28 protein-coding genes are annotated in these 26,420 nt (G+C 75.5%); 12 read left to right on the forward strand and 16 right to left on the reverse strand.

Features of this window, described 5'->3' with window-relative positions; genetic code table 11:
* Positions 1-17: 17 nt before the first annotated feature.
* Together larC and larB are read right to left on the reverse strand one after the other, a co-directional pair.
* Entirely contained in the window at positions 18-1,193 is a 1,176-nt protein-coding gene (larC, locus tag ACYVJ4_RS14195) for a nickel pincer cofactor biosynthesis protein LarC (protein WP_460460789.1), read from the reverse strand.
* Positions 1,190-1,915, reverse strand: coding sequence for a nickel pincer cofactor biosynthesis protein LarB (gene larB / locus ACYVJ4_RS14200; protein ID WP_460460790.1), 726 nt, complete (start codon positions 1,913-1,915; stop codon positions 1,190-1,192). The genes larC and larB overlap by 4 nt, the downstream gene beginning before the upstream one ends.
* 45 nt (positions 1,916-1,960) lie before the next feature.
* Between larB and ACYVJ4_RS14205 the strand changes: the two genes are divergently transcribed.
* Genes ACYVJ4_RS14205 through ACYVJ4_RS14220 form a run of 4 tightly spaced genes read left to right on the forward strand, consistent with a single transcriptional unit; the run spans position 1,961 to position 4,255 of the window.
* On the forward strand, positions 1,961-2,500 hold the full coding sequence (locus tag ACYVJ4_RS14205; RefSeq protein WP_460460791.1) for a DUF4446 family protein: 540 nt from the start codon (positions 1,961-1,963) through the stop codon (positions 2,498-2,500).
* Positions 2,497-3,426: a prephenate dehydratase gene (gene pheA, locus ACYVJ4_RS14210; protein ID WP_460460792.1), complete on the forward strand. Its 930-nt coding sequence runs from the start codon at positions 2,497-2,499 to the stop codon at positions 3,424-3,426. The genes ACYVJ4_RS14205 and pheA overlap by 4 nt, the downstream gene beginning before the upstream one ends.
* On the forward strand, positions 3,426-3,818 hold the full coding sequence (locus tag ACYVJ4_RS14215) for a cytidine deaminase (protein WP_460460793.1): 393 nt from the start codon (positions 3,426-3,428) through the stop codon (positions 3,816-3,818). The genes pheA and ACYVJ4_RS14215 overlap by 1 nt, the downstream gene beginning before the upstream one ends.
* Positions 3,818-4,255 carry a DUF4440 domain-containing protein gene (locus ACYVJ4_RS14220; RefSeq protein WP_460460794.1) on the forward strand — a complete coding sequence of 146 codons (438 nt, stop codon included), beginning with the start codon at positions 3,818-3,820 and terminating at the stop codon, positions 4,253-4,255. The genes ACYVJ4_RS14215 and ACYVJ4_RS14220 overlap by 1 nt, the downstream gene beginning before the upstream one ends.
* Before the next feature lie 115 nt (positions 4,256-4,370).
* Here the strand turns inward: ACYVJ4_RS14220 and ACYVJ4_RS14225 are convergent, their stop codons facing one another.
* On the reverse strand, positions 4,371-4,799 hold the full coding sequence (locus ACYVJ4_RS14225) for a hypothetical protein (protein ID WP_460460795.1): 429 nt from the start codon (positions 4,797-4,799) through the stop codon (positions 4,371-4,373).
* 59 nt (positions 4,800-4,858) lie between these two features.
* On the opposite strand from ACYVJ4_RS14225, the gene ACYVJ4_RS14230 reads away from it, so the two are divergent.
* Entirely contained in the window at positions 4,859-5,446 is a 588-nt protein-coding gene (locus tag ACYVJ4_RS14230; RefSeq protein ID WP_460460796.1) for a peroxidase-related enzyme, read from the forward strand.
* On the opposite strand, the gene ACYVJ4_RS14235 is transcribed toward ACYVJ4_RS14230, so the two are convergent.
* From ACYVJ4_RS14235 to ACYVJ4_RS14245, 3 genes are read right to left on the reverse strand one after another with little or no spacing between them, the layout of a single operon-like run.
* Positions 5,443-6,177, reverse strand: a complete 735-nt coding sequence (locus ACYVJ4_RS14235) for a phosphatase PAP2 family protein (RefSeq protein WP_460460797.1) — start codon at positions 6,175-6,177, stop codon at positions 5,443-5,445. The genes ACYVJ4_RS14230 and ACYVJ4_RS14235 overlap by 4 nt on opposite strands.
* Positions 6,177-6,947, reverse strand: a complete 771-nt coding sequence (locus tag ACYVJ4_RS14240; RefSeq protein ID WP_460460798.1) for a phosphatase PAP2 family protein — start codon at positions 6,945-6,947, stop codon at positions 6,177-6,179. Before ACYVJ4_RS14240 ends, ACYVJ4_RS14235 begins: the two co-directional genes overlap by 1 nt.
* Positions 6,944-8,023: a diacylglycerol/lipid kinase family protein gene (locus ACYVJ4_RS14245; protein ID WP_460460799.1), complete on the reverse strand. Its 1,080-nt coding sequence runs from the start codon at positions 8,021-8,023 to the stop codon at positions 6,944-6,946. The genes ACYVJ4_RS14240 and ACYVJ4_RS14245 overlap by 4 nt, the downstream gene beginning before the upstream one ends.
* 54 nt (positions 8,024-8,077) lie before the next feature.
* Here ACYVJ4_RS14245 and serS point away from each other — a divergent pair, with 54 nt between their 5' ends.
* From serS to ACYVJ4_RS14260, 3 genes are read left to right on the forward strand one after another with little or no spacing between them, the layout of a single operon-like run.
* Positions 8,078-9,361 (forward strand): serine--tRNA ligase, encoded by a 1,284-nt coding sequence (gene serS, locus ACYVJ4_RS14250; RefSeq protein WP_460460800.1) that lies wholly within the window; start codon positions 8,078-8,080, stop codon positions 9,359-9,361.
* Positions 9,358-10,161: an HAD family hydrolase gene (locus tag ACYVJ4_RS14255; RefSeq protein ID WP_460460801.1), complete on the forward strand. Its 804-nt coding sequence runs from the start codon at positions 9,358-9,360 to the stop codon at positions 10,159-10,161. The genes serS and ACYVJ4_RS14255 overlap by 4 nt, the downstream gene beginning before the upstream one ends.
* On the forward strand, positions 10,158-11,090 hold the full coding sequence (locus ACYVJ4_RS14260) for an SCO6745 family protein (protein WP_460460802.1): 933 nt from the start codon (positions 10,158-10,160) through the stop codon (positions 11,088-11,090). Before ACYVJ4_RS14255 ends, ACYVJ4_RS14260 begins: the two co-directional genes overlap by 4 nt.
* Here the strand turns inward: ACYVJ4_RS14260 and ACYVJ4_RS14265 are convergent.
* Positions 11,087-12,211, reverse strand: coding sequence for a glutamate--cysteine ligase (locus ACYVJ4_RS14265; RefSeq protein ID WP_460460803.1), 1,125 nt, complete (start codon positions 12,209-12,211; stop codon positions 11,087-11,089). The genes ACYVJ4_RS14260 and ACYVJ4_RS14265 overlap by 4 nt on opposite strands.
* A gap of 231 nt (positions 12,212-12,442) precedes the next feature.
* On the opposite strand from ACYVJ4_RS14265, the gene ACYVJ4_RS14270 reads away from it, so the two are divergent.
* Positions 12,443-14,485: an EAL domain-containing protein gene (locus ACYVJ4_RS14270; RefSeq protein ID WP_460460804.1), complete on the forward strand. Its 2,043-nt coding sequence runs from the start codon at positions 12,443-12,445 to the stop codon at positions 14,483-14,485.
* Positions 14,486-14,567: 82 nt separating this feature from the next.
* Here ACYVJ4_RS14270 and ACYVJ4_RS14275 read toward each other — a convergent pair whose 3' ends face one another.
* The 4 genes from ACYVJ4_RS14275 to ACYVJ4_RS14290 all read right to left on the reverse strand — a co-directional run bounded on the left by ACYVJ4_RS14275 (position 14,568) and on the right by ACYVJ4_RS14290 (position 19,366).
* A complete protein-coding gene (locus tag ACYVJ4_RS14275) occupies positions 14,568-15,065 on the reverse strand; it encodes a hypothetical protein (protein WP_460460805.1) in 498 nt (165 codons plus the stop codon).
* Positions 15,066-15,173: 108 nt separating this feature from the next.
* Complete coding sequence (locus tag ACYVJ4_RS14280) at positions 15,174-16,004, reverse strand: alpha/beta fold hydrolase (protein ID WP_460460806.1); 831 nt, start codon at positions 16,002-16,004, stop codon at positions 15,174-15,176.
* On the reverse strand, positions 16,001-16,936 hold the full coding sequence (locus tag ACYVJ4_RS14285; protein ID WP_460460807.1) for an NAD(P)-dependent oxidoreductase: 936 nt from the start codon (positions 16,934-16,936) through the stop codon (positions 16,001-16,003). The genes ACYVJ4_RS14280 and ACYVJ4_RS14285 overlap by 4 nt, the downstream gene beginning before the upstream one ends.
* Before the next feature lie 117 nt (positions 16,937-17,053).
* On the reverse strand, positions 17,054-19,366 hold the full coding sequence (locus ACYVJ4_RS14290; RefSeq protein WP_460460808.1) for a SpoIIE family protein phosphatase: 2,313 nt from the start codon (positions 19,364-19,366) through the stop codon (positions 17,054-17,056).
* 169 nt (positions 19,367-19,535) lie between these two features.
* Here ACYVJ4_RS14290 and ACYVJ4_RS14295 point away from each other — a divergent pair, with 169 nt between their 5' ends.
* The 3 genes from ACYVJ4_RS14295 to ACYVJ4_RS14305 are packed head-to-tail and all read left to right on the forward strand — an operon-like array spanning position 19,536 to position 22,546.
* The gene (locus ACYVJ4_RS14295) at positions 19,536-20,735 is read left to right on the forward strand and encodes a cupin domain-containing protein (protein WP_460460809.1); all 1,200 of its coding nucleotides are present in this window, start codon (positions 19,536-19,538) and stop codon (positions 20,733-20,735) included.
* A 4-nt stretch (positions 20,736-20,739) separates the two neighbouring features.
* Positions 20,740-21,714, forward strand: coding sequence for a sucrase ferredoxin (locus ACYVJ4_RS14300; RefSeq protein WP_460460810.1), 975 nt, complete (start codon positions 20,740-20,742; stop codon positions 21,712-21,714).
* A gap of 28 nt (positions 21,715-21,742) precedes the next feature.
* Positions 21,743-22,546: an HAD family hydrolase gene (locus ACYVJ4_RS14305; RefSeq protein ID WP_460460811.1), complete on the forward strand. Its 804-nt coding sequence runs from the start codon at positions 21,743-21,745 to the stop codon at positions 22,544-22,546.
* A gap of 4 nt (positions 22,547-22,550) precedes the next feature.
* Here ACYVJ4_RS14305 and ACYVJ4_RS14310 read toward each other — a convergent pair whose 3' ends face one another.
* The 5 genes from ACYVJ4_RS14310 to ACYVJ4_RS14330 form a co-directional block, all read right to left on the reverse strand.
* Positions 22,551-23,159 (reverse strand): LURP-one-related/scramblase family protein, encoded by a 609-nt coding sequence (locus tag ACYVJ4_RS14310; protein ID WP_460460812.1) that lies wholly within the window; start codon positions 23,157-23,159, stop codon positions 22,551-22,553.
* Between the two features lie 147 nt (positions 23,160-23,306).
* Positions 23,307-23,924 (reverse strand): bacterial proteasome activator family protein, encoded by a 618-nt coding sequence (locus ACYVJ4_RS14315; protein WP_460460813.1) that lies wholly within the window; start codon positions 23,922-23,924, stop codon positions 23,307-23,309.
* Positions 23,911-24,084, reverse strand: a complete 174-nt coding sequence (locus ACYVJ4_RS14320; RefSeq protein ID WP_460460814.1) for a hypothetical protein — start codon at positions 24,082-24,084, stop codon at positions 23,911-23,913. Before ACYVJ4_RS14320 ends, ACYVJ4_RS14315 begins: the two co-directional genes overlap by 14 nt.
* Positions 24,081-24,713 carry a M15 family metallopeptidase gene (locus ACYVJ4_RS14325; RefSeq protein WP_460460815.1) on the reverse strand — a complete coding sequence of 211 codons (633 nt, stop codon included), beginning with the start codon at positions 24,711-24,713 and terminating at the stop codon, positions 24,081-24,083. Before ACYVJ4_RS14325 ends, ACYVJ4_RS14320 begins: the two co-directional genes overlap by 4 nt.
* Positions 24,714-24,723: 10 nt before the next feature.
* Positions 24,724-26,420, reverse strand: a 1,697-nt coding sequence (locus ACYVJ4_RS14330; protein WP_460460816.1) for an FtsX-like permease family protein, incomplete at its 5' end; no start/stop codon positions are given.

The following is a 26,420-nucleotide window of genomic DNA, read 5'->3' on the forward strand; positions in this document are numbered from 1 at the left end:
TCAGGTGGTTCGTCCGCTCAGCCGAGCAGGGCGCTCGCGGCGGCTGCCGCCCGGGCCAGCACGACCTTGAGCGGCTGGCCGAGCGCGCGCGCCGCGGCCAGGACGTCGTCGTGCTCGGGCTGCGCGTTGACGACCCGGCCGTCGAGCTCGGCCAGCTTGACGCGCACCGGCTGCCCGTCGACGTCCACCGCGGTCTCGCGGCGCGAGAGGGCGGTCTTGCCGACCGGGACGACGCGCAGGCCGATCGCACTGGTCTCGGTGAGCACCACGCGCTGCAGGGCGTCGGCGGACGTCGGCGGGCACAGCACGTGCAGAGTGTGCGCCGGGCGGCCCTTCTTCATCAGGATCGGCGTGAGCCACGCGTCGGAGGCGCCCTCGTCGAGCAGCCGCTGCAGCACGGCGGGCCACACCCGCGGGTCGAGGTCGTCGACGTTCGTCTCGAGCACCACGGCCTGCTCGCGCGCCGGACCCGTTGCGGCAGAGGAGGTCCCACGCACCAGGCGCAGCGCTCCGAGACGGTCGGGCAGAACCCTCGACCCGACGCCCTGACCCACGGCACCGACCGTCATGGCCGGCATCGGTCCGTAGGACGACGCCCACGTGGTGAGCAGCGCGGCGCCGGTGGGGGTGCACAGCTCGACGTCGACCGGCCCGCCGTGGGCCGGGGCGCCTGCAGCCTGGAACAGCTGCAGCACAGCGGGTCCGGGCACCGGGATCTCGCCGTGGGCCGTGCGGGCGGTGCCGCCGCCGAGCGCCACCGGGCTCACGACCACCTCGTCGTCGAGCCACGCGAAGCCGGCGCAGACGCCCACCACGTCGCCGATCGCGTCGTGCGCGCCGACCTCGTGGAAGTGGACGTCGTCCGCGGCGTGGCCGTGCACCCGGCCCTCGGCCTCGGCCAGGCGCGAGAACGCGGCGTGCGCGCGCTCGCGCACGACGTCGTCCAGGTCGGCGGCGTCGAGCAGGGCCCGCACGTCGCGCCAGGTGCGGTGCGGCACGTCGGTCTCGGTGCCGCGCACGTGCGCACGGCCGACCGCGAAGCCGTGGCGCACCTCGGCGCCGAACGTGACCTCGACCGGCGCGACAGCCCGGGCGGCGTCGGCCATCACGGCCGCGGGGACGCCCAGGTCGTGCAGCGCCGCCAGCAGCATGTCGCCGCTGGCACCGCTCGAGGCGTCGACCCAGACCGTCACGCGTCGTCCCGGGGGCGGGCGCGGCGGGCGACCCGCGCCGCGTGGACGCCGGCCCCGTACCCGTTGTCGACGTTGACGACCGTGATGCCGGGCGCGCAGGAGTTCAGCATCGCCAGCAGCGCCGCGAGCCCGCCGGCCCCGGTGCCGTAGCCGATCGACGTCGGCACCGCCACGAGCGGCACCCCGGTCAGGCCGCCGACGACGCTGGGGAGCGCACCCTCCATGCCGGCGACGACGACCAGCGCGTCGGCCTGGTCGAGGCGGTCGCGCACGGCGAGCAGCCGGTGCAGCCCGGCGACGCCGACGTCGTCGACCCGCTCGGCGCGCGCGCCGTGGACGCGCGCGGTGATGGTGGCCTCGGCGGCCACCGGCGCGTCGGAGGTGCCGGCCGCGACCACCAGCACCAGTCCTTGAGCGGTGGGCAGCGGGCCGAGCACCGCGGTGCGCGAGACGTCGTCGACCTCGGCGGCCGGCAGCTCGACGCGCAGCAGCTCGCGGGCCTCGGGCGCCAGACGGGTCGCGAGCACCGCGCGCTCGGGGTGGTTGGCGTTCAGGGTGCGCAGCGCGTCGACCACCTGCTGAGGCGTCTTGCCCTGGCCGAACACCACCTCGGCGTCGCCGGTGCGGCGGGCGCGGTCGACGTCCAGCCGGGCGTACCCGACGTCGACGAAGCCCTGCGGGGCCGCGGTGACCGGGTCGTGGGACGGCTCGTGGTCAGGCACGTCCGAAGGGTACGGGGCGCCGGTCGCCCGCGTAGGCTCCGGGGCGTGCCCGCCCTGACCTCCCTGCCCGCGCTGCCGCACGCGCTCGAGCCCGTCCTGGACGCCGGCCCGACCAGCGTCGTGGCCCTCGCAGCCGCGGCGGTCGCGGTGCTGGCGCTGCTCGTGGCGGTCGGGGCGCAGCTGCGGCTGACCCGCGTGCGCCGCGGGCTCAAGGTGCTGCGCGGCCACTCCGGCGAGGGCGACGTGCTGGAGGTCGCCACCCGGCACGCGGCCGAGGTGCAGCTGCTGCGCGAGCAGGTCGAGCGCCAGCAGGCCGAGCTCGACCGCGTGCGGTCCGACACCGCCGCGTCGCTGCGGCACGTGGCCGTCGTCCGGTACGACGCCTTCGGCGACATGGGCGGCCGGCTCTCGTTCTCGGCCGCGGTGCTCGACGACGCCGGGGACGGGCTGGTGCTCACCTCGATCCACGGACGCGGCGAGACCCGTTCGTACGCCAAGGGTCTGCTGGCCGGCGCGAGCGAGCACGCCCTCTCGCCCGAGGAGCAGCAGGCGGTCTCGGCCGCGACCTCGGGGGCGGCTCGATGACCGGCGCCTACGCGTACCTCGGCCCGGCGGGCACGTTCACCGAGGCCGCGCTGCGGCAGGTGATCCCGGACGACGCCACGCCGCTGCCGCAGCCCAGCGTCGACGCGGCGCTCGCGGCGGTGCGGTCGGGCGGGGCGGTCGCGGCCGTCGTCCCGATCGAGAACTCGGTCGAGGGCGGGGTGTCGGCGACGCTGGACGCGCTGGCGTCCGGGTCCCCGCTGCGCGTCACGGCCGAGGTGCTCGTGCCGATCACCTTCGTGCTGTGTGCTCGTCCCGGGACGTCGCTGGCCGACGTCCGCCGGGTCGCGTCGCACCCGCACGGCTGGGCGCAGTGCCGCGGCTGGGTGGGTCGCCACCTGCCCGACGCGACGTACGTGCCCGCGCTGTCGACGGCCGGAGCCGCCGAGGGCCTGGCCGGCGCGGACGACGTCCCGTACGACGCCGCGCTCTGCGCACCCTCTGCGGCAGAACGGTTCGGGCTCGAGGTGCTGGCCTCCGACGTCGGCGACAACGCGGCCGCGGTGACGCGCTTCGTGCTGGTGCAGCCGCCGGGTGCCCTGCCCGAGCCGACCGGCGCCGACAAGACCACGCTCGTCGTCTACCAGGCCGACGACCACCCCGGCGGCCTGCTCGAGATGCTCGAGCAGTTCGCCACGCGGGGCATCAACCTGTCGCGGATCGAGTCGCGGCCGACCGGGGAGTCGTTGGGGCAGTACTGCTTCTCGATCGACTGCGAGGGCCACATCGGCGAGGCGCGCGTCGGCGAGGCGCTAATGGGCTTGCACCGCACCTGCCGCGAGGTGATCTTCCTCGGCTCGTACGCGCGGGCCGACGCGACGCCGGTCACCGTCACCGCCACCACCACCGACGGCGCCTTCGGCGAGGCCGGCGCGTGGTTGCGCGGGCTGCGCGAGGGCTCGGCCTGATGCCGCTGCCCGCGGTCGACGCCGAGCTGCTGGAGGCCGCGCGGACCGTCATCCGCCAGCGCTTCCGCGAAGGGCACCACCACGTCGGCGCGGCGCTGCGGACGACGTCGGGGACCGTCCACGCCGCCGTGCACCTCGAGGCCACGGTCGGCCGGATCGCGGTGTGCGCCGAGGCGATCGCGCTCGGGATGGCGGCCGCGTCGGGCGACACCGAGGTCGACACCGTGGTGGCGGTCAACGCCCACGGCGAGGTCGTCGCGCCGTGCGGCATGTGCCGCGAGCTGGTGCTCGACTACGCGCCCAGCGCGCGGGTGGTGCTGCTGGTCGACGGCGAGCCGTCCGTCGTCACGATGAGCAGCCTGCTGCCGAGCAAGTACCGGTACGAGGGCTGATGGACCCGCACCGGGACGACGAGGCCGAGGTCGCGGACGTCGTCCGGACCTTCTTCGCGGGCTTCACGTCCGGGCCCGACCTCGACGCGCGCCTGGACGGGCTGCGCGACCTCTTCGTGCCCGGCGCCGTCGTGGTGCCGCCCGGTGGCGTCGTCCAGGACGTCGCGTCGTTCGTCGAGCCACGCCGTGCCCTGCTGGGCGGCGGGTCGATCACCCGGTTCCGCGAGTGGGAGGTGCGCGGGCGCACCGACCTGCTGGGCGACGTCGCGCAGCACGTCTGCGGGTACGCCAAGGAGTGGGTGCAGGACGGCGAGCACCGCACCGGGCGCGGCACGAAGTCGCTGCAGCTCGTGCGGACGCCGGACGGCTGGCGGATCAGCGCGCTGGCCTGGGACGACGAGCGCGACGGCTACGTCGTCCCCACCCCCTGGCGCTGACCACCCCGATCACGCGACCTCCTCGCCCGCGGGAGGGCAGGCAGACGTGCGGGTCCGTGCTCGTGAGCGACACGCACCCCCGCGTGTGCCTGCCCGTACGCCTGGCGAGCCTCGATCAGCGGCCGATGGCGCGCCGCCGGGCCTCGCCCGCACGGTCGCCGGCCCGCTCGCGCGCCCGCCGAGCCCGGGCCCGCAGCTGCGCCTCGCGGTGCTCCTCGGGCGTCCGGCGCTTGGCGAGGTCGGCCTTGTCGACCAGCTCGGCGAGCGGCGCCAGCGGCGGGTAGGCCCGCACCGGCTCGTCGCCCGAGTACACGACCCACACCGGCGTGCCCTGCCAGACCCGGCGCAGCACCGATCCCTCGACGACCGTCTCGGCCTCGGCGAAGGCCGTGCGCCGCGCGGACCGGTCGTCGAGCTTGGCCTTGGCCGCCGAGCGTGCCTGCTGGCCCGCGGTGTCCCACAGGATCTTGGCCTGCGGGCCGTACTTGGCGCCGTACTTGATGCCCTGGCGGGCGATGCGCGACGCGGGCGGGATCCAGCTCACCTCGTCACCGTACGGCCCCGGACCTTCCGCCGCGAGGCGCGCGCGACCACGATGGCCCCATGTTCATCGAGACCGTGCCCGAGGACGGCGCCGAGGCCCCCGTCGCCGACTACTACGCCGGTCAGCGGACGTCCTGGGGCTTCCTGCCCGACTACGCCGGAGCGTTCTCGCTGACCCCGGAGGTCGCGCAGGCCTGGGCCGGCCTCAACGCGGCGGTGCGCGGCAGCATGGACCGCCGCCGGTTCGAGCTCGCCACCATCGCCGCCGCCCGGGCGCGCCGCTCGACCTACTGCACGGCCGCCCACGCGTCGTTCCTGCGCGACGTCTGCGGGGACGGCGACGCCGTCGAGGCCCTCACCTCCGACCCCTCCGGCGCGACCCTCGACGAGCAGGACCGCGCGATCTACGCGTTCGCCACGCAGGTCGCGACCGACGCCGCGTCGGTCGAGCAGGCGGACGTCGACCGGTTGCGGGCCGCCGGGCTGGACGACCGGGACGTCGCGACGGTCGTGATGGCCGTGGCGGCCCGGATGTTCTTCACCACGGCGCTGGACGGCCTCGGCGCGCAGCTCGACGCCGAGACCGCCGCGACCTTCCCGCCCCACCAGCTCGATGCGCTCGTGGTGGGGCGACCGGTCAAGGCCTAGTCGCGGGGACGGAACGCCAGGTAGGCGATCACCGCGCAGATCGCGCCGTTGAGCATGCCGAAGGTGACGTCGGTGGGGTGGTGCATGCCGCGGTACAGCCGCGACATCGCGACGCCGACGGGCAGCAGGAAGAACAGCAGCGACAGCACCTTGAGCCACGACCGCTGCAGGCGGGTGACGCAGATGATGACCAGCCCGAGGTAGAGCGCGGTCGACGCCCCGGTGTGCCCCGACGGGAACGACGACGTGGGAGGCGACTGGTCGAGCTTCGGGACGTCGGGCCGCGGCCGCGCGATGAGCAGCGTCGTGAACAGGAAGACCAGCGCCTGGCACGCGACGCCCACGACGAGCGCGACCGGCTCGCGCAGCCGGCCGCTGATCCGCCAGACGATGAACGCCGACACCAGCATCACCAGGATCACGGTCTCGGTGTTGCCGACGTGCGAGACCCAGTTGGTGATCGTGTTCCAGGTCGGCGTGCGACCCGCCGCGAACGAGCGGTTGACGCCGTCCTCGCCCTTCACCGCGTCCTTCAGGCCGTGCGCCAGCAGGTAGCCGACGCCCGAGAGCACGACGAACCACACGAAGACCGGCAGCAGCACCGACCGGCCCAGCAGCGCGGCCAGCTGCTTCACGGGTGGCAGCCCGCCGTCGTCCGAGCTGCGCCACTCCTCGAGCGAGGCGGGGCGGTGACGGTCGCGGGAGCGGCCGGGGTCGACGAGTCCGGTCATCAGGTCCTCCTGGAGGGGGCGGGAGAGGTGCCCTCGTCGACGGCCTGCTCGGTGCCGCGGCGGGCACGTTCGCGCAGGACGGGACCGAAGGCGACCCAGGACGACGCCGTGACCAGGCCACCGAGGACCCAGCCGGCCAGCACGTCGCTGGGGAAGTGCACCCCGAGCAGCAACCGGTCGAGACCGGTCAGGACGACGAGCAGCACGCCCACCGCCACGAGCAGGGCCCGCCGACGGCGGCGGGCGAGCGGCCGCCACAGCAGCACGCAGACGAGGGAGGCGCCGAGCGCGGCGTTCAGCGCGTGCCCCGAGGGGAAGCTGAAGCCGCTGGCCACCGCCACCGGGTCGTCGAGGGCCGGCCGGGCCCGTTCGACGACGAGCTTGAGGAGCGCGCCCAGCAGCGTGCCCACCAGCATCGTGACCGTGGCCCACAGCGCTGCCGACCGTGCGCCGCGCCGCCACAGCACGACCGCGACGGCGAGCACGGCGAAGCGGAAGACGAACGGGTGCAGCACGTACGCGCCGACCTCGGCCGCCGTCCGCACCGCGTGGTGGTCGAGCGCGAATCGCGTGGTGGACAGGACGACGCGCTGGTCGAACCGCACGACGGCGCCGGAGGCGTCGCGCACCAGCAGGGCCAGCAGCGTCACCGGGACGGCGCTCGCGACCGCCGCGACCACGCCGCGCACGAGGTGCGGGCGGGCGCGGCGCGCGTCCGTCTCGGCCTCGCTCGGGCGGCCGGGGGAGGTGCTGGACTGCTGGTCGGTCACCCGGCGACCCCACCACGACCGGCCGGGACGCGCACGACGAGGACGCCGGGCTCGACCCGGGCCCGCAGCGCGCGCACCTTGCCGACGACGTCGCCGTCGAGCTGGGCCTCGGTCGGACGGTCGACCCGCACCGAGAACTCCTTGCACCGCACCCGCTCGACCCGGTGGTGGCCGCGACCCGCGATCACCCGCGCCGCGACGCTCGCCCACGACGCGATCCCCTTGGGGGACAACGTGACCGCGTCGAGCCAGCCGTCGTCGACCTCGGCCTCGGGCAGCAGCTGGATGCCGCCGGTGAGGGTGCCGCAGTTGCCGACCAGCACGGTGCGCACGCGGCGGGTCGCCTCGGGGCCGTCGTCCGCCTGCAACCGTGCCTTGGCCTGCGGCCCGCGCAGGTTGCGGACGCCGGAGACGGCGTACGCGAGCCACCCGACCTTGGCCTTGAGCTTCTCGGGTGCGTTGGCCATCATCTCGGCGTCGAAGCCGAGGCCGGCCATCACCAGGAAGACCTTCTCGTCGGGCCGCTCGTCCTCGCCCGAGGGGTCGAACACCACGACGCCGACGTCGATCGGGTGGTCCTCGCCGGTGAGCGCGACGGTGAGCGCGTCGTCCAGGCTGTCGATCGGCAGCTCGAGGTTGCGCGCGAGCAGGTTGCCGGTGCCGCCGGGCAGCAGCCCCACCGGAACGCCGGAACGCACCATGGCCTCGGCCACCTCGCGCACCGTGCCGTCGCCGCCGAGCGGGCAGACCAGGTCGACGCCCGCCTCCAGCGCCTCGCGGGCCTGGCCCTGGCCGTAGTCGTCCTCGGTGGTCTCGAGGAACAGCGGCTCGGCCCACCCGTGCGTGCGGCAGGCGGCGGAGACCTGCGCGCGCACGGCGTCCAGGTCGTCGAACTTGGTGGGGTTGACGACGACGGCGGCCCGGCGCCGCTCGCCGCCGCCGTCCTGCTGCTCGGCCACGGGCTCCTCGATCTCGTGCACGCGCCGCCGGTACCGCACGAGCAGCGTCGACAGCACCGCCACCACCACGACGACGACGACCGCGACGATCGCGACGACGAGGGGGTGCACGGTCATGGGCGCACAACATATCGGCGGAGCGATCATGGCGCTCCCGATAGGCTCGTCGGCGTGATCGACCTGAAGGTCCTGCGGGACGACCCGGACGCCGCCCGAGCCAGCCAGCGCGCCCGCGGCGAGGACGTCGACCTGGTCGACGAGGTGCTCGCCGCCGACGAGTCGCGCCGCGCGACGCTGGCCGAGTTCGAGCGCGCGCGGGCCGAGCAGAAGGCGTTCGGCAAGCAGGTGTCGACCGCACCCCAGGACGAGAAGGCGCGCCTCATCGCGCACGCCAAGACGCTGAGCGAGCAGGTCAAGGGCCTGGAGCAGCAGGCGGACGACGCCGCGCAGGCCCTCGACGCCCTCGTGCGCCGGGTGGGCAACCTGGTCGAGCCCGGCGTCCCGGCCGGCGGCGAGGAGGACTTCACGCTGCTGCACGAGGTCGGCACCCCGCGCGACTTCGCGGCCGAGGGCTTCGAGCCGCGCGACCACCTCGAGCTGGGCGAGCTGCTCGGCGCCATCGACACCGCCCGCGGCGCCAAGGTCGGCGGCGCGCGCTTCTACTACCTCACCGGCCAGGGCGCCCGGCTCGAGCTCGGCCTGCTCAACCTGGCGATGAGCCGCGCGATCGCGGCCGGCTTCACGCCGATGGTCGTGCCGACGCTGGTCAAGCCCGAGGTGATGGCCGGCGCCGGCTTCCTCGACGCGCACGCGAGCGAGGTCTACCGGCTCGAGGCCGACGACCTCTACCTCACCGGCACCAGCGAGGTGGCGCTCGCCGGCTACCACGCCGACGAGATCGTCGACCTGACGGGCGGTCCGCTCCGGTACGCCGGCTGGTCGACCTGCTACCGCCGCGAGGCGGGCTCGCACGGCAAGGACACGCGCGGCATCATCCGCGTCCACCAGTTCCAGAAGATCGAGCTGTTCAGCTACTGCCCGGTCGAGCAGGCGGCCGACGAGCACCAGCGGCTGCTGGCCTTCGAGCGCGAGCTGCTGGACGCCGTCGAGCTGCCCTACCGCGTCATCGACGTCGCGGCCGGCGACCTCGGCGGGCCGGCCGCGCGCAAGTACGACTGCGAGGCGTGGGTGCCCACGCAGGGCCGCTACCGCGAGCTCACCTCGACGTCGAACTGCACGACGTACCAGGCGCGCCGGCTGGGCACGCGCGAGCGCGACCCCGAGCGCGACGGCGCCACGCGCCACGTGGCCACGCTGAACGGCACGGCCGCCACCACCCGCTGGATCGTGGCGATCCTCGAGAACCACCAGCAGGCCGACGGCGCGGTCGTCGTCCCCGAGGCGCTGCGTCCGTTCGTCGGGCTCGACGTCCTCGAGCCGGTCCGGCGCGCGTGACGGCGCCGTCGCCGCGGGTCGTCGCGCTCGACGTCGACGGCACGGTGCTCGACCACGACGGCGGGCTGAGCGACCGCGTGCGCGACGCGGTGCGCGCGGTCGCGGCGTCCGGGCGGCACGTGGTCATCTCGACCGGGCGCTCGCTCGTCGCCACCACGCCGGTGCTCGACCGGCTCGGCCTCACCTCGGGCTACGCGGTCACCAGCAACGGCGCGGTGACGCTGCGCCTCGACGCCGCGCTCGACGACGGCTACGAGATCGCGGACGTCGTCACCTTCGACCCGCGCGAGGCGCTGACGCTGCTGCGCGAGCACCTGCCGCAGGCGGTCTACGCGGTCGAGGACCTCGGCACCGGCTTCCGGCTCACCGCGCCGTTCCCGGACGGCGAGCTGATCGGCGAGCTCGCCGTCGTGCCGTTCGAGGAGCTGCTCGACGGTGCGGTGACGCGCGTCGTCGTCCGCAGCCCCGAGCACACGCCCGAGGACTTCCTGGCGCTCGTCGAGCAGCTCGGCCTGCACGGCGGGAGCTACACCGTGGGCTGGACGGCCTGGCTGGACATCGCCCCCGAGGGCGTCAGCAAGGCGCACGGCTTGGCCGTCGCGGTCGAGAAGCTCGGGCTGGGCCCGGACGACGTCCTCGCGGTGGGCGACGGCCGCAACGACCTCGAGATGTTCGCCTGGGCCGGCCGCTCGGTCGCGATGGGGCAGGCGCCGCCGGAGGTGCTCGAGGCCGCCGACGAGGTCTGCGCCGACGTGTACGCCGACGGGCTGGCCGACGTCCTGGAGAGGTTGCTGCCATGAACGCGGACGACGACGACCTGGCTGTCTGGGGCCGACGGGCCTGGGCCGCGCTGGAGGCCGTGCACGTGCCCGGCTACTTCTCGCACGAGTGCCGCGACGCCTTCGAGGCGATCGGGCTGACCTCGGCGCTGTCGTACTTCCCGGCCCGCGCCGCGGCGCTCGGCGCGGTGCCGGCTGAGGTCGTCGTGGCGACGTTCTTCGGCTTCGCCCCGCGGCTGGTCGAGCAGGCCGTGCCGGCGTGCTGGACGACGGCCCCGCCCGAGCAGGTGCTCGCGGCCCGGCACGCCGGGGTCACCGCCACGCTGCACCGGCTGCTCGACCCGGTGCTGGACGACGGCGGGCACGACGCGCTGGCCGAGGCGAACGCCCTGGTGCACACCGCGTGCGAGGGGCTGCGCGCGCCTGGCCGCCCGCTCTACGCCGCCCACGCCGCGCTCGGGTGGCCGGACGACCCGCTGCTGCACCTGTGGCACGGCGCCACGCTGGTGCGCGAGCACCGCGGCGACGGTCACGTGGCGGCGCTCGTCGTCGCCGGGCTGTCCCCGCTGCAGGCCATGTGGACCTACGGGCTCACCGGCCAGGGCGTCTCGCTGCGCTTCCTGCGTCGTACCCGCGGCTGGACGGACGACGAGTGGTCGGCGGCTGCCGACGACCTGCGCGACCACGGGCTGGTGCGCGACGCCGAGCCCGCTGCCGACGGCGGTCCCGGCGGTGTCGAGGGCTCGGGCCTGGAGCTCACGGCCGACGGCGAGGAGCTGCGGGCCGAGCTCGAGCAGACCACCGACCTCGCGGCGCTCGAGGGCTGGGAGCACCTCGGCCTCGAGGGCACGCAGCGGCTGGCCGGGCTGCTGCGCCCGCTGGCCCGCGCCGTCGTGGCGTCGGGCGCGCTCAAGGCGATCCAGCCCCGGCCGAGCCAGCCGGCGAGCTAGCCCGCCAGCGTTGCCTCGACGGCCGCGGTGACGGCGGCCGAGAAGGCGCCCGCGGACCGCACCGCGTCGCGCTGCCGCCGGGCGCCGGTGCCGTGCGCCAGCAGGTGCTCCACCCGCGCGGTCACGCGGTCGTGGTCGCCGTTCGACCGCAGCGCCGGGCCCACGTGGTCGAGCAGCGCGTGCACGACCTCGGCGGCCGGTCGTGGCGTGGCCTCGAGCGGGTCCAGGAGGTCGGCGTCCAGGGCGGAGCGGGCGGCGCGCCAGCCCGCCAGCCGCACGAGGGCGGCCGGCAGCGGCGGGGCGGGGACGTCGTCCGCCCACTCCTGCGCGGCCGTGTCGACCAGGGCGCGGCCGAGCGCGGCGAGCAGCGCGGTGTCCTGCGCGTCCAGGCAGACGTCGGCCACCCGCAGCTCGACGGTCGGGTACGCGGTCGACAGGCGCGCGTCGAAGTACAGCTGGCCGGCGTCCATCGGCACGTCCGTCGCGAGCAGCCGGGCGACCATCGCCCGGTAGCCCTCGACCGAGCCCACGACGTCGACCGGTCCGGCCATCGGCCAGCGCGACCACGCCTGCGACCGGAAGCTCGCGTAGCCGCTGTCGGCGCCCTGCCAGTACGGCGAGTTCGCGCTCAGCGCGGTGATGACGGGCAGCCAGACCCGCACGCGGTCGAGCACGCCGACGCCCTCGTCGTCCGAGCCGACCTGCACGTGCACGTGCAGCCCGCAGGTCAGCTGCTCGGACTGCGTGAGGCCGAACCGCTCGCGCATCGCGGCGTAGCGCGGGTCGGGGGTCGTGCGCGGGGTCACCGGCAGCGGCGACGTCCCCAGCGCGACGACGGCCGCACCGACCTCGGACGCCGCGTTCGCGACCAGGCGCCGGGCCGACCGCACCTCGGCCAGCAGGGCGTCGACGTCCTCGTGCGGGTGGGTGTCGGTCTCGACCTGCTGCAGCTGCAGCTCGGCCTCGACCGTGCCGCCGGGCTCGTCGTCCGGGCGGTCGGGCGTCGCCGCGGTGCCGACCGCGTCACCCACCTCGCGCAGCACCGCGGTCGAGACGGCCAACGGCTCGCCGGACGTCGGGTCGACGAGCAGCAGCTCCTCCTCGACCCCGACGGTGCGCACCCGCGCCAGTCTGCGCCACCAGAGCCCCGGCGTCGCGTCAAGATCTCGGTTGCGCCGGACGGGTGACACCCGCTGGGCCGTACGGGTGACACGGCGGCTCCACAGGGGCACCGACATGATCATCGGTCGATGTCATCGTCATGACCCTGCCCCGGCGCGCTGCGTTCCTGGTGCTGCTCGCGGCACTGGGGGGCGTACCCCTTCCTGCCGCTGGGCGACGTCGCGGCCGGGGTGTTCTACGACCTCGTCGCCGCGGGCGCGCTGGCCGTCGGCTGGTGGGGCGTCGCCCGCACCCGGATGCCGCGGCGCTGGGGGTGGACCTTGCTGCTCGCCGGGTACTCGACCTGGGTCGCCGGCGACGTCGTCTACACGCTCGAGAACCAGGTGCTGCACCTCGACACCTACCCGGTGCCGTCCGACGCCTTCTACCTCGCGGGGTACGTCGTCATGGGGCTGGGCGCGCTGGTGTTCGTGCGCAGCCGGCGGCAGGGCCGCAGCAGCACCGCGCTGCTCGACGCCGGCATCGTCACGGTGGGCGTCGCCGTGCCGGCCGCGGTGTTCCTGATCGTCCCCGCGACGAGCGACTCGACGCTCTCGCTGCTGGGCAAGCTCGTCGCGTCGGCCTACCCGCTCGGCGACCTCTTCCTGCTCGCGGTGCTGTCGCGCCTGGTGATCACGCCGGGTGCGCGCACCGCCGCGTTCCAGCTGCTCGGCCTGTCGCTGCTGTCGACGCTCGGCGCCGACGTCGTCTACCAGGCGCTGACGACGTCCGGCGTCGCGGTGGAGTCGCGCTGGCTCGACGTCGGCTGGCTGGTCGGCTACCTCGCCGCCGGCGCGGCCGCGGCCCACCCCTCGATGCGGGCGCTCGGCGAGCCACCCCCCGACCGCGAGGTCTCGGCGTCGCGCCGCCAGCTCGTCGTGCTGACCGCCGCGTCGGTGCTTCCGGGCGTCACGCTCGTCGCCGACGGGCTCTCGGACGGCGTGGTCGACTGGGCGCCGGCCGGGGTCGGGGTCGTCGTCCTGGCCGCGCTGGTGCTGGCGCGCATGGGGCAGCTGCTGGGGCAGGTGCAGGTGCAGGCCGTGCAGCTCGCGGCGCTCGCCCGGGTCGACTCGCTCACCGGCGCCCCGAACCGTCGGACGTGGGACCACGAGCTCTCGCGCGCCTGCAAGGCCTCGCTCGAGCGGGACGAGCCCCTGGTCGTCGCGATCCTCGACCTCGACCACTTCAAGAACTTCAACGACTCGTTCGGGCACCAGGAGGGCGACCGGCTGCTGCGCAGCGCCGTCGCCGCCTGGTCGGACGGGATGCGGCAGGGGCAGATGATCGCGCGCTACGGCGGCGAGGAGTTCGCCGTCCTGCTGCCCGACCACGACCTGGCAGCCGGACGGCGGGTGCTCGACGCCATGCGTGCCCGCACCCCGCAGGGCCAGACGTTCTCGGCGGGCGTCGCGGTGTGGGAGCCCGGCAGCGACCCGGGCGCCGCCGTGGCCGCGGCCGACGCCGCGCTGTACCGCGCCAAGCGGGCCGGGCGTGACCGGGTGGAGGTGGCCGACGACGACTCGACCGACGCCGCGGCCGCGGTGATGGCGGGCATGAGCGTCGTCGTCCAGCCGATCCTGGACGCCGCCACCGGCGAGGTCGTCGGCCACGAGGCCCTCACGCGCTTCGCCGAGCGGTGCGACGTCAAGCAGCGGTTCGCCGAGGCGCACGCCTGCGGCTTCGGCGACCTGCTCGAGGGGCACGCCGTGCGCACGGCCCTCGAGCTGCCCGGACGCCCTGCGGCGCAACGGCTCTTCGTCAACGCGAGCGCCGCCGCCCTGGTGTCCAGCCGGTTCTGGGACATGCTGCCGCCGCGGCTCGACGGCGTCGTCGTCGAGATCGTCGAGGACGACACGACCCTCGACTGGGCGGCGCTCGCCGGACCGGTGCTGCGGCTGCGCGAGCGTGGTGCGCTGATCGCGCTCGACGACCTCGGCAGCGGCGCGAGCGACCTGGCACGGCTCGTCGCGATCCGCCCGGACGTCGTCAAGCTCGACCGCGGGCTGGTGGCCGGCTGCTCGACCGACGCCGACCGGGCCCGGCTCATCACCGCGATGGTCGGCCTGGCCAACACCGGCGGCGCGCAGGTCTGCGCCGAGGGCGTGGAGGCACCGGCCGACCTCGACGCGCTGCGCGACGTCGGCGTCCACCTCGCGCAGGGCTTCCTGCTCGGCCGCCCCGACGCCGCCTTCGCCCCGTCGTCCGCCGCAGTTGATCACGTGATGCAGGCCTAGACCCGCTTTCCTAGGCCTGCAGCCCTTGGAAAGCACCCGCAACCCTCGACAAGTACCGCGAGCCCGGACGGCGGCGGGCCGGTCAGCCGGCCCGTGAGGCAGCGGCGTCTGCCACCACGGTGAGCCGGTTCAACGCAGCCGTCACCCGCTCGCGGCTCGTCTGGCTGACCGCCTCAGCCTTGGCCTCGGTGTCGAGGTCTTGTACGGCTTCGTGCAAGACGGCCGCCTCCGGCACGTCGCACTGCCCGTCACGGAGTGCGGCGTAGGCGTTGCCCTCGGAGTTGACGAAGACGGCCACCATCTCGGCGTCGCGCCAGCCGCCCGTGTCCACCATCTCGTCCCACATCGTCGCGAGAGGGGGTGTGTCCTGCCCCAGGGTCTGGTCGCACGTGGGCGGCGTCGGTGTCGGAGGCAGGTCCGGGTGCGCCGGATCGTCCTGCGGCAGAGGCTGCGCTGCGGGCGCAGTCCCAATGGTCACGGTGGCGGTGACGACGTCGGCGGACGGCGCCGGCGACGACGCGCACCCCGCGCTGAGCGTCATCAACGCCGCCAGGCCGGCCAGCAACCTCGCGCGCCCCATGCGCCGAGGCTACCGACGACGACACCCGAAAGTGGTCGTCAGGACGACCACGTCGAGGTAGCGAAGGCGGTAGCCACCGCCGCTCAGGCCGGACGGCGGCGGGCGGGGTCAGGCGTCGAGGAAGGCCAGCACGTTCGCCGTGAAGAGCGGCGACAGGAAGACGTCGTAGTGCGTGGTGCCCGGCACGACGGCGAGCGCGTGCCCGCCGTCCGGCCGCCCCTCGCGCTGCCACCCGCCGTCGCGCTCGCCACCGCCGAGCAGCGAGAAGACCTCGACGAAGTGCTGCGGCGGCGCCATGTCGGCGTCCGCACACATGACGAGCGTCGGCATCGACAGCCGCCGGACGTCGTCCGAGTAGTCGAAGTCCCCGGCCATCAACGCGCCGATCTTGTCGAGCAGCACCGGGAAGTCCTCGGGGCGCGGCGCGACCCGCTGGTACAGTTCGTACATCGGCGTCTCGGTCATGAAGGGTGCCGCCGCGCCCGAGACCTGCAGCTGCTGCGCGAGCATGTCGGGGTAGATGGCCGAGCGCGTGATGTTGGCCGAGCACACCACCAGCCGCTTCACGACCTGCGGGTGCCGGAACGCCAGCTGCAGCGCCACGCCGCCGCCGAGCGAGTAGCCGACGACGTCGACCGGGCCGATCCCGAGGTGCTCGACGAGCGCGGCGACGTCGCCCGCCATCGTTCGGTGGTCGAGCGGGCGGTCGGCGACGTCGGGGGTGCGGCCGTGGCCCTGCAGGTCGACGAGCACGACCTGCCGGCCCGCCGCGAGCGCCGGCACGAGGGGCGCGAACATCTCGCTCGAGCCGAGCCCGCCGTGCAGCAGCACCAGCGGTTCGCCGGTGCCGACGGTCTCTATGTACAGGTCGACGCCGTTCACCGCCACGAGCGAGCCGTGGCCGAGGGTGTCGCTGGTCCAGCCGGTCGTGGTGCTCATGGTGCGCTCCAGGTGCTCTGCGGGTGTCGGCACCCTTCAGACGCCACCCCGCCCGCGAACTCATCGGTCCGCCGCGCGATCGCCTGGACGACCGCGGCCATGTCCTGACCGCCCAGGCCCATCGCGTCGGCCTCGGCGAACAGCGCCTCGGTGGCCTCCATGAGCGGTGCCGCCGTCCTGCTCGTCCGCGCGGCGTCCGCGACCAGACGCGCGTTCATCAGGACGTCGGAGAGCCCGGCCGCCACCGGGTAGTCGCCGCTGACGAGCATGGCCAGCTTGCCGCGCGAGACGGTGCTGGCCATCGGGCCGGCGTCGAGCACGCCACGGAACGTCTCGAGGTCGACGCCGTGGCGGGCCGCGAAGTGGGTGGCCTCGGCCAACCCCGCGACCATCGTCATGAGGAACAGGTTGACCGAGAGCTTGGTCAGCAGGGCCTGGGGCACCTCGCCGCAGACGACGGTCTCCCGGCAGGTGGCGGCCACGATCGCCCGCACCTCGGCGACGTCCGGCCCGGCGCCGGCCAGCATGCCGACCAGCTGGCCCTGCTCGGCCGGTCCGCGCGACCCCGACACCGGCGCCTCCACGTAACGACCCCCCGCCGCCCGGACGTCGTCGGCCAGGACCCGGGAGTACTCGGCAGACGTCGTCCCGAGATGGACGACGAGGTGCCCCGCGACGCGGCGCGCGAAGTCGGCGGTGCCGCGACCGAGCACCGCGTCGAGCGCCTCGCGGTTCGCCATCATGTGCAGCACGGTCCTGGTGCGGGCGTAGACGTCGTCCAGGTCGGCAGCCGCGGCCGCGCCCTCCGCGAGCAGCGGCTCCGCCCTCGCGGGTGTGCGGTTCCAGACGACGAGCGGGACCCCGGCCCGCGCCAGGTTGAGGGCCATGGGCTGGCCCATCACCCCGAGCCCCACGAAGCCGACGTCCTCCACGGCACCCTCCCTCGCTCCGGCCGGTCAGCAGCCTGGCGACCGGGCCGGCACGTCGTCCAGCCACCTCCCGGCCGGACGTCGTCGAGTTCCTGCCAGCCGCCGCGTCGACGCACGTGCTCAGGCCTCGGCGGGCTCCGGCGCGACCTCGAACCACACGATCTTCCCCGCCACGTCGTCGACCACGCCCCACGCCGTCGAGACCAGGTCGAGGATGTCGAGCCCGCGCCCGTCGAGCGCGTCGTCCTGCCGCTCGGCGCGCACCGGGTGGCGCGAGTTGTCGTCGCCGACCTCGACCCGCACGCGGTCGGGCCGCACCACCAGCCGCAGCCGTGCCTCGCTGCGGCCGTGGATGAACGCGTTGGTCACCGTCTCGCTGGTCAGCAGCGCGACGGTGTCGCAGGTCGCCGCGGCCACGCCCGCGGCGCGGCAGTGGTTGCGCACGAAGGTCCGGGCCCGCCGCACCGCCGAGACGTCCGGCGGCAGCACGAGCGAGACGTCCTGGCGCCGCCGCGACGTCGCGACCGGCACCTCGTCGCTCGGCCGGCCGAGCAGGGCGTCGGACGCCGACCCCGCCGACCCCGCCGACCCCGACGTCCGGGCGGACGTCGTCCGGCGCCGCACGCCGTCCTGGTCGTCGGCGCTCTCGACCCGGACGGCCAGCAGCGCGACGTCGTCCTCGACGTCCGTGGGCAGTTCGGCCAGCAGGGCGTCGAGCAGCGCGTCGAGCGGCAGCGCGGCCAGGGACTGCACCCGGTGGTTCAGCCATTCCAGCCCGGTGCCGAGCGGCTCGCCGCGGCGCTCGACCAGGCCGTCGGTGTAGAGCAGCACGGTCGCGCCCGGCTCGAGCTCGAGCACGTGGTCGGTGCGTGCCGTCGAGGGCTGCACGCCCAGCAGCAGCTCGGGCTCGCGGCGCAGCAGCTCGGCCCGGCCGTCCGGGTGCAGCAGCACGGGCGGCGGGTGGCCGGCGTTCGACCAGCGCAGCAGCCGGCGCGCGCTGCCCGCGCAGTCGTCGTCCGGGCACTCGACCCGGGCCAGCACGGCGGTGGCCAGCGCGTCGACGCCGAGGTCCTGCATCGCGCGGTCGAGCCCGCCCAGCACCTCGGCGGGTGTGGAGTCCAGGCTGTGCGCGACGCCGCGCAGCACACCGCGCACCTGGGCCATGGCCGCCGTCGCGAGCCGGTCGTGCCCCGCGACGTCGCCGATGACGATGAGGGTGTCGCCGCCGCCGACCTGGAACGCGTCGTACCAGTCGCCGCCGACGTACGCCTCACGCGCGGCCGGCTGGTAGCGGACGACGAGCTGCAGGTGCTCGGGCTGCACCGGGTCGGTCAACAGGCTGCGCTGCAACGACTCCGACAGCAGGCGCGACGACATCGTCGCCTCGCGCTCGGCCTCGCGCGCCTTGATCCGCTGCAGCGCCTGGGCGCACTGGGCCGCGAACGCCGACAGCAGCTCCTTCTCGCCGTCGGTGAAGGTGCGCGGCTCGACCCAGCTCACGGTCAGCGAGCCCAGCTGGCGGTTGTCGGCCACCAGCGGCAGCGAGGCCCAGGCGTCGCAGCCGGACGTCGCGTAGACCAGCTCCATCTCCGGTCCCCAGGCCAGGCCCTCGGTGCGGTCACCGAGGTAGATCGGCTCGGGCTCGATGCACGACACCACCGACGGCAGGTGGGTGGTGAGCGGCATCTCCTGGCGCAGCCGCTGCCCCTCGCGGCGGGTGTCGGTGATGGTGAGGCGCACGACCTGGTCGACGTCGTCGCGCACCGCGACCCCGCCGCCGTCGCAGCCCATCGCCGCCACGCCGCGCACGACGACGAGGTCGGTCAGCTCCTCGACCGACTCGGCGGCGGCCAGCTCGAGGGCCACGAAGGCCAGGCCCTGCAGCCGCCGTCCCACCTGCTCCTCGGACGCGCTCAACGCCCGCACCTCCTGCTCGCGCACCGCCAGGTCGGTCTGCAGCTGCTCGGCGCGCTCGATCAGCTCGACCTCGCGCTCGCGGTGCCGGCGCCGGCGCTCGCGGTCGTGCACCACGGACGTGACGTCCTCCACCGCGTTGAGCACCATCGCGACCCGGCCCTCGTCGTCCGGCACCGGGATGTTGGTGATGCTCCACCAGCGCTCGTCGAAGGTACCGGAGCCGGCGTCCGGCTCCACGTCGTAGCGCACGAGCGGCAGCTGGTCGGTGACGCCGGTGTCCAGGGCGCGCTGCAGCGAGGCCCGGACCGGCTCCCACGGGCCGTGCGGGTCGTCGTCCGGGCCGGGGAAGGACTCGACGAGCGGGCGGCCCACGACCTGCGCGCGGGTGCGCCCGGTGACGGCCAGGAAGGCGGCGGTGACGTCGCGGACGACGAGGTCGGCGTCGAGCAGCGCGCAGGCCGAGGGGACGGCGGCGAAGAGCGCCGCGGGGTCGACGCGAGGGCCCTGCTCCGGCACGTCACCTCCCGGCTCCCGCGCCCGCCGTCGGTGCGCTCGGCGAGCAGTGTCCCCCACGGGAGCGCCCCAGAGGTAGCGAACCCGGGCAAGTCGACCCGCTCGCACGGACGACGCCACCCGGTTGCCGCACCGAGTGGCAGGTCGGCCCGCGGAGCAGCAGGCTGGGCGCATGGCTCTGGAGCGGTTGGTGGCGCAGGACGTCGACGCGTTCGCGGCGGGCACGTGGGGCCGCTCGGCGCTGCTGTCGCCGGCCGCGGACCTGCCCCGCGACTTCGCCGACCTGCTGTCGGCCGACGCCGTCGACGAGCTGGTCTCGACCCGGGGGCTGCGCACGCCGTTCCTGCGCGTCGCCAAGCAGGGCCAGACCCTGGGCGACCGCGCCTTCACGGCCGGGGGCGGGGTCGGCGCGGCGGTCGCCGACCAGGTCAGCGACGACAAGCTGGTGCGGCTGTTCGCCGACGGCTCGACCATGGTGCTGCAGGGCCTGCACCGCACCTGGCCGCCGCTCGTGGCCTTCGCCCAGCAGCTGGCCGCCGACCTCGGGCATCCCGTGCAGGTCAACGCCTACGTCACGCCGCCCCAGTCACGCGGCTTCGACGACCACTACGACGTGCACGACGTCTTCGTGCTGCAGGTCGAGGGCGAGAAGCACTGGCGCATCCACGAGCCGGTGCACGAGGCGCCGCTGCGCGACCAGCCGTGGACCGACCGGCGGGCCGCCGTCGAGGCCGCGGCGGCGACCGAGCCGGTGGTCGACGCCGTGCTGCGCCCGGGTGACTGCCTCTACCTGCCGCGCGGGTACCTGCACGCCGCCGAGGCGCTGGGCGGCGTCAGCACGCACGTCACGATCGGCGTCCACACCTGGACCCGGCACGCCCTCGCGGCCGAGCTCGTGGCGGCCGCCATGGCCCGGCTCGGGTCCGACGTCGAGGCCCGCCGCTCGCTGCCCCTGGGCGCGGACGTCGGCACCGCCAAGGGCGTCGCCGACGACCTCGGCGCGGTGCGCGAGCTGCTCACGGCCGCGCTCGCCGCGGTCGACGAGGACGTGGTGGCCGAGCGGATGGCCGGGCGCGCACGGACCTCGCAGCGGGCCGCGCCGGTAGGCCCGCTGGCTCAGCTGCGCGCGGCCTCGGCGGTGGCGGACGTCGACGACGGCGAGCTCGTGCTGCGCCCGCACCTGGCGGCCGGGCTGGTGGTCGGTGCGGACGGCGCCGCCCTGCTGCGCAGCCGGGCGGGCGACGTCGCGGTGGCGGTCGACGAGGTGGCGCGGGTGCGGTCGCTGCTCGAGACCGGCCGCGCCGGTGCGGGTGAGCTGGGCGCCGACCTGGCCCGCCGCCTGCTGCTGCACGGCGTCGTCGTGCGACCGTGACGGGGTGAGCGAGGGCGACGCGGTGAGCGACCGCCTCCCGCTCTGCTCCGACACCGCCCGCGAGCGCGCCGACCCGATGGCCGGCACGGCCGCTCCGGCGCGACGTTGGCTGCTGGTCGAGCACCCCGGGCCGTGGGCCGTCGACGCGCTCGCCGGCTCGGGCATCGCGCCGCGCGTCGTCGAGCACCTGCGGCACGCGGCGACCGAGGCGGGGGCACGCGTGCTGCTCGTGCGCCGTCCGGGACGTCGGGTGGCCGTGCCGCGCCGGGTCTGGGCCGTCGTCGACGCCAGCCTCGGGGTGGCCGCGGTGCAGGGCACCTGGGGCGAGGACGTCGACCTGCTGGCTGCCGCGCGGGCGCTGGAGGAGGCCGCCGCGCACCCGTCGCCGGACGACGGTCTCGGGGCGGCGCTGCCGACGTCCGGGCCGACGTCCGAGCCGTGGCTGCTGGTGTGCGCCCACGGGCGGCACGACACCTGCTGCGCGGTGCGCGGCCGACCGGTCGCGGCGGCGCTCGCGGCGCGGTGGCCGGAGCAGACCTGGGAGTGCTCGCACGTCGGGGGCGACCGGTTCGCCGCCAACCTGGTCGTGCTGCCCGAGGGGCTCTACTACGGAGGGCTCGACCCGGCGTCCGCCGAGCACGTGGTCGAGCAGCACCTGGCCGGGGCGGTCGACGCGCGGTACCTGCGCGGGTCGAGCACCGACGTGCCGGTGGCGCAGGCCGCCGTGGTGGCGGCGCACGAGCGGCTGGGCCCGCTGCCGCCCCGGGCGCTGCGGGGCACCGACGTCGTGCTCGAGGAGCCGGGCCGCTGGCGCGTGCGCCTGGCGGGGTCGGGTGTGGCGCCCGCGCAGCTCGAGACCGTCGTGACACGCACGGTGCGGGCGCCGGCGCGGCTCACCTGCCGGGCCGTCGGCGAGGCGTCGGCGGTCGCCTACGAGGTGGGCGAGCTGGTCGACGTGCGGGTGGACCGGCAGGACTGACCGTCGCGGCGTCGGGCAGGATGGCGGCATGCGGATGGTGGCCACCGACCTCGACGGCACCATCGTCGCGGGCGACGGGCGGGTGAGCCCCCGGGTGGTCAGCGCGCTGCAGGCCTGCCAGGACGCCGGCGTCCACGTCGTGTACGTCACCGGCCGGCCGCCGCGCTGGATGGCCGACGTGGTGGCGCAGACCGGACACAGCGGCACGGCGTTGTGCGGCAACGGAGCTGTCGTCTACGACCTCGGCACGGAGCAGGTGCTGCACGCCCGCACCGTGCCGCACGAGGTCGTGGTCGAGGTGGCGCGGCGGCTGAGCGCGGAGATCCCCGACGCCGCCTTCGCCGTCGAGACCGAGCGCGGGTTCCGTCGCACCGCCGACTACGTGGCGCGCTGGGACGCCGGGCTCGACGTCCAGGTGGGCCCGCTCGACGAGCTGCTCGCGGACGGCGCCGCGGTCGTGAAGCTGTTGTGCCGCAGCGAGTCCAGCATCAGCGACGACATGCTCGTGCAGGCCGTGCCGGTGCTCGACGGGCTCGCCGTCCCGACGCACTCCAACCCCGACGAGGGGTTGATCGAGATCTCTGCCCTGGGGGTCGGCAAGGCCGCGGCGCTCGCCGAGCTGGCGCGCGAGCGCGGCGTCGACCCGGCGGACGTCGTCGCGTTCGGCGACATGCCCAACGACCTCGACATGCTGGCCTGGGCCGGGCGGGGGTACGCCATGGAGGGCGGGCACGCCGACGTCCTGGCCGCGGCCGCCCACACCGCACCGCCGATCGGCGAGGACGGCGTGGCCGTCGTCCTCGAGCGGCTGCTGGCCGGCGCCCCCGCGTGACCGGCTAGCGCGACTGCAGGGCGTCGAGCGCGACGGCCATCGCGGCGGCGACGCGGCCGTCGACCTGGGCGCCCGGCACGGTGACGTCGTAGCGGTCGCGCAGGCTGGGCTGGCGGTCGGACGACAGCAGCACCTGCCCGCCGGCGTCCGTGAAGTCGAAGTGGAAGCGGAACGGCGCCGGGATGTCGCTGACGACGGGCAGGAACTCCCAGGCGCGCCGCACGATCGCGACGGTCTGGTTGCGCTCGGTGCCGGTCAGCTCGCGGCCGTCGGGCAGGCCGAGGGTCCAGGTCGAGCGCAGCAGCGAGGCGCCGAACTGCTTCTTGAACCAGCCGATCGGCTGGCCGGCGGCGTCGGTGACGTCGTAGGTGGCGCCGAGGTCCATGCGCTGGCGGGCCTGGAAGCCGAAGACGGGCACGGTGCGGGCCTCGTCGGCGTAGAAGGTCACCTGCTCCTTGAACGCGAACCGCTTCTGCTGGGCCATGGCGAGCAGCGCGCCGGGTGTGCCGTCGGGCTGGGCGGCGCGGATCTCGTAGCGGTTGACCATCATCGTGAGCTTCTGGGTCACGAAGAAGCGGTCGGCGCGGGCCAGGACGGCGGAGGTGTCGGTCACGAGCGCTTCGACGTCCGGGCGGGGCTGGCGGTTCCCGGACGGGCGGCCGATCGGGGTGCTTGTCGAGGGTTCCGTGCCCTTGTCGAGGGCTGCAGCCCGTGGAAAGCAGGCCTAGGCATGCATGACGTGATCAACTGCGGCGCGCGGTCAGAGGTACTGGCCGGTGCCGCGGCCGGGCTCGTCGGGGGCGTCCGGGCGCGGCTGGCCGGGGAAGGCGCCGGGGGCTCCCGGGTGGGGCGGCTGGCCGGGCATCGCGTCGCCGGGGGCGGCCGGCAGCGCGCGCCGCATCTCCTCCAGCTGGGCCCGCGCCGCCATCTGCTGGGCCATCAGCGCGGTCTGGATCCCGTGGAACAGCCCCTCGAGCCAGCCCACCAGCTGGGCCTGCGCGATCCGCAGCTCGGCGTCCGACGGCGTCTGGCCCTCGCCGAACGGCAGGGCGATGCGGCGCAGCTCCTCGACCAGCTCGGGCGCCAGGCCCTGCTCGAGCTCGTGCAGCGACCGCTCGTGGATCGCGGCCAGCCGGCTGCGACCGGCCTCGTCGAGCGGCGCGCTGCGGACCTCCTCCAGCAGCTGCTTGATCATCGAGCCGATCCGCATGACCTTGGCCGGCTGCTCGACCAGCTCGGCCGGGTTGCGCTCGACGCCCTCGTCGTCGTCCGCTCCGGGTGCGGGCGCGACCCCCATGCCGTCCTGGGTCACCACCACGACGCGGCTGGGGTCGTCGTCGCGCGTGGGCTCGTCGGTCGGCTGCTCAGGCGTGGTCATGCCGTCCATCCTGCCCAGCCAGCGGCGCGCGCGCACCGCCAGGGGCAGGACGGCCGGGGGCGACGACCGCACGCTGGCCGGTGGCCCGGCGCAGGGCGAGCGTCTCGACCAGGCGGGCCCGCGCGACGCGGCGGCGCCGCTCGCGCTCGACCCCGGTCATGCGTGCGGCTCCATCGCCGGGCACGCCTGCCCCTTGTGCGGCGCCAGCAGCTCGAAGTGCCACGGCTCGTTCTCGTACCGGCGGCAGAGCCCGTACCGCACGCCGTGCTCCTCGAGCCAGCTCGCGGCCGAGCGCGGGCCGACGTCGATCGCACCGCCCTTCACGTGCTCGGACTCCGAGGGCGGCAGCACCCAGCGCCGTGCCTTCTCGGCCGAGCCGTACTTGGCGATCGCCTGCTGGTAGAGCCGCTCCTGCTTCTCGGCGCTGCGCCAGCCGGACGTGACGCGCAACGTGATGCCGTCGTCCGCCGCGGCCCGCGTCGCGCGGTCGAGCGCGCGCTGCACCGACGGCTGGAGGTGGGTCACGTCCCCGACGCCGTTCGGCTCCTGGGGCATCGGGTCGCCGGCCTCGAGCGGTTGCGGCGCACCGGCATCCGCGCCCGCCCGACGACCGGACGACGACGAGCCGCCGTCCGCCGCCGCGCCGGCGTGGTCGCCGGTCAGGGCGTTCCAGGCCGGGCCGATGCCCAGCACCAGCAGGACCAGAGCCCCTGCGCGCCAAGCCATCCGCTCGCGCCGCACCCGCCGGGTGTCGACCTCGAGGACGTCGGTCTCGTCGTCCCTCGTCACGCCCGCCACGTCACTGCCCCAGCCGTCGGGTGATGGGCAGCCTCGACCGGACGCCGAGACCCGCTGCGAGCGCTGCGAGCACCGGCACGCCGATGCCGATCGCCACCAGCAGCAGCCACGGCACCGAGATGATCGGCGAGCCCCACACGGACTGCCCGCTCTGCTCGTCGTAGTGCTGCGCCGTCAGGGGCCACGTCACCGCGAGTCCCGGCACGATGCCCACCGCGATGCCCGCCACGCTGCCGAGCAGCCCGATCACGACGGCCTGCGCGGCGGCCATGGTGCGCCGGGTGCGCGGCCGTGCGCCCACGGCCGCAAGGGTTGCGGCGTCCGGACGGCTGTCGACAAGCGCCAACCCGGTGGCCGTGAGCGTGCCCACGAGCACCGCGAGACCCGCGATCGCCGCGAGGCCGGCCAGGGGCAGCGCGATGCTCTCGTCGAAGCCGCGCTCGGTGTAGACCTCGGCGTAGCGGGCGGAGCCGAGCAGCACCTCCTGCAGCTTGTCCTGCGCCGAACGGGGCAGGGGCGTGGCGGACGACGAGAGGACCCCGCCGGTCTGCTGCCACCCGGTGCCCAGCGTCTGCGCCGTCCGCGGCGTCATGATCACGCTGATGACGTCGAGGAAGTCGCCCTTGCGCTGCGGCGCGAGGTAGGCGGCGCTCACGTGGTGCGTGCGGCGCTGCAGGGCCTCGGGCTGGTTGTTGCCGTAGTCGACCAGGTAGGTCATCAGGTCGGCGTGCCCGGTGCGGTCGACCAGCGCGGCCGACGGCAGCAGCACGCCGCCGTCCTCGAGCACCGTGCGCTGCTGGTCGTCGAGCCGGTAGCCCAACGACGCCAACGCCTCCGGGTCGGCGACGAGACTGGCCGTCGAGCCGTAGGACGACGGGCGGTCGGTGCCGGCGAGCTGCCACATCGAGCAGGTCTCCGGTGCGTTCGTCACGGCCTCGGGCGGGGTATCGGGGCACCCCTTCGGCGCGACGTAGGTCGAGAGCTGCTGCGGCGACGACAGCGGCGTGGTGCCGAGCTGGCCGGTGGGCAGCAGCCGTCGTCCGGGCGCGAACGTCTCGACGCTCTGCCCGGCCGACGTCCACCACGAGGCGTCGACGTCGCTGGCCTGCACGGTGGTGACGCCGGAGGGCAGCCGCGGCTGGTAGTCGCGGCGGCTCTGCGCGAAGTCGCTCGCGGCCCCGATGGCCAGGGTGGTGACGCCGGCGACGGCCGCCATCACCGCCGCCACGGCCGGGGCCGTGCGGCCGCGCTGACGAGCGCTGTCGCGCGTGGCCAGCCGCAGCGGGAGCGGGAGGCGACGGCCGAGCCGGCCGACGCCCCCGACCACCGACGGCATGAGCGCGATGGCCCCCAGCACCATCACGAGCGTGCCGCCGGCGACGTAGTACTCGCCGCCCTGCTTGGTGCCGAGCACCAGCGACAGCGCGGCCCCGCCGGCGAGCAGCAGGGCACCGAGCACCGGCAGCCCGCGCCGCGAGCTGACCTGGCCGCGCCGGCCCGCGAGCACCGCGACGACGTCCTGCCGGCTCGCGCTGCGCGCCGGGAAGTACGCCGCCGTGACCGCGGCCACCGCCCCGAGCGCGGCGGCCACGAGCACCGGGACCCAGGCCACGTCGAAGGGCCCGAGCGTGGTCTGCGGGCGCACCCGCGGCAGCACCTGGGCGACGACCCACGCGGCGGGCACGCCGGCGACGGCGG

It is taken from the genome of Angustibacter peucedani (assembly GCF_054779595.1).

Coding starts and splice junctions, on each gene's coding strand:
- pheA (WP_460460792.1), top strand. CDS start 2,497: ATGACCGGCGCCTACGCGTACCTCGGCCCGGCGGGCACGTTCACCGAG.
- ACYVJ4_RS14220 (WP_460460794.1), top strand. CDS start 3,818: ATGGACCCGCACCGGGACGACGAGGCCGAGGTCGCGGACGTCGTCCGG.
- ACYVJ4_RS14275 (WP_460460805.1), bottom strand. CDS start 15,065: ATGGGGCGCGCGAGGTTGCTGGCCGGCCTGGCGGCGTTGATGACGCTC.
- ACYVJ4_RS14260 (WP_460460802.1), top strand. CDS start 10,158: ATGAACGCGGACGACGACGACCTGGCTGTCTGGGGCCGACGGGCCTGG.
- ACYVJ4_RS14215 (WP_460460793.1), top strand. CDS start 3,426: ATGCCGCTGCCCGCGGTCGACGCCGAGCTGCTGGAGGCCGCGCGGACC.
- ACYVJ4_RS14295 (WP_460460809.1), top strand. CDS start 19,536: ATGGCTCTGGAGCGGTTGGTGGCGCAGGACGTCGACGCGTTCGCGGCG.
- ACYVJ4_RS14245 (WP_460460799.1), bottom strand. CDS start 8,023: ATGACCGTGCACCCCCTCGTCGTCGCGATCGTCGCGGTCGTCGTCGTC.
- ACYVJ4_RS14235 (WP_460460797.1), bottom strand. CDS start 6,177: ATGACCGGACTCGTCGACCCCGGCCGCTCCCGCGACCGTCACCGCCCC.
- ACYVJ4_RS14320 (WP_460460814.1), bottom strand. CDS start 24,084: ATGACCGGGGTCGAGCGCGAGCGGCGCCGCCGCGTCGCGCGGGCCCGC.
- ACYVJ4_RS14305 (WP_460460811.1), top strand. CDS start 21,743: ATGCGGATGGTGGCCACCGACCTCGACGGCACCATCGTCGCGGGCGAC.
- ACYVJ4_RS14315 (WP_460460813.1), bottom strand. CDS start 23,924: ATGACCACGCCTGAGCAGCCGACCGACGAGCCCACGCGCGACGACGAC.
- ACYVJ4_RS14230 (WP_460460796.1), top strand. CDS start 4,859: ATGTTCATCGAGACCGTGCCCGAGGACGGCGCCGAGGCCCCCGTCGCC.
- ACYVJ4_RS14280 (WP_460460806.1), bottom strand. CDS start 16,004: ATGAGCACCACGACCGGCTGGACCAGCGACACCCTCGGCCACGGCTCG.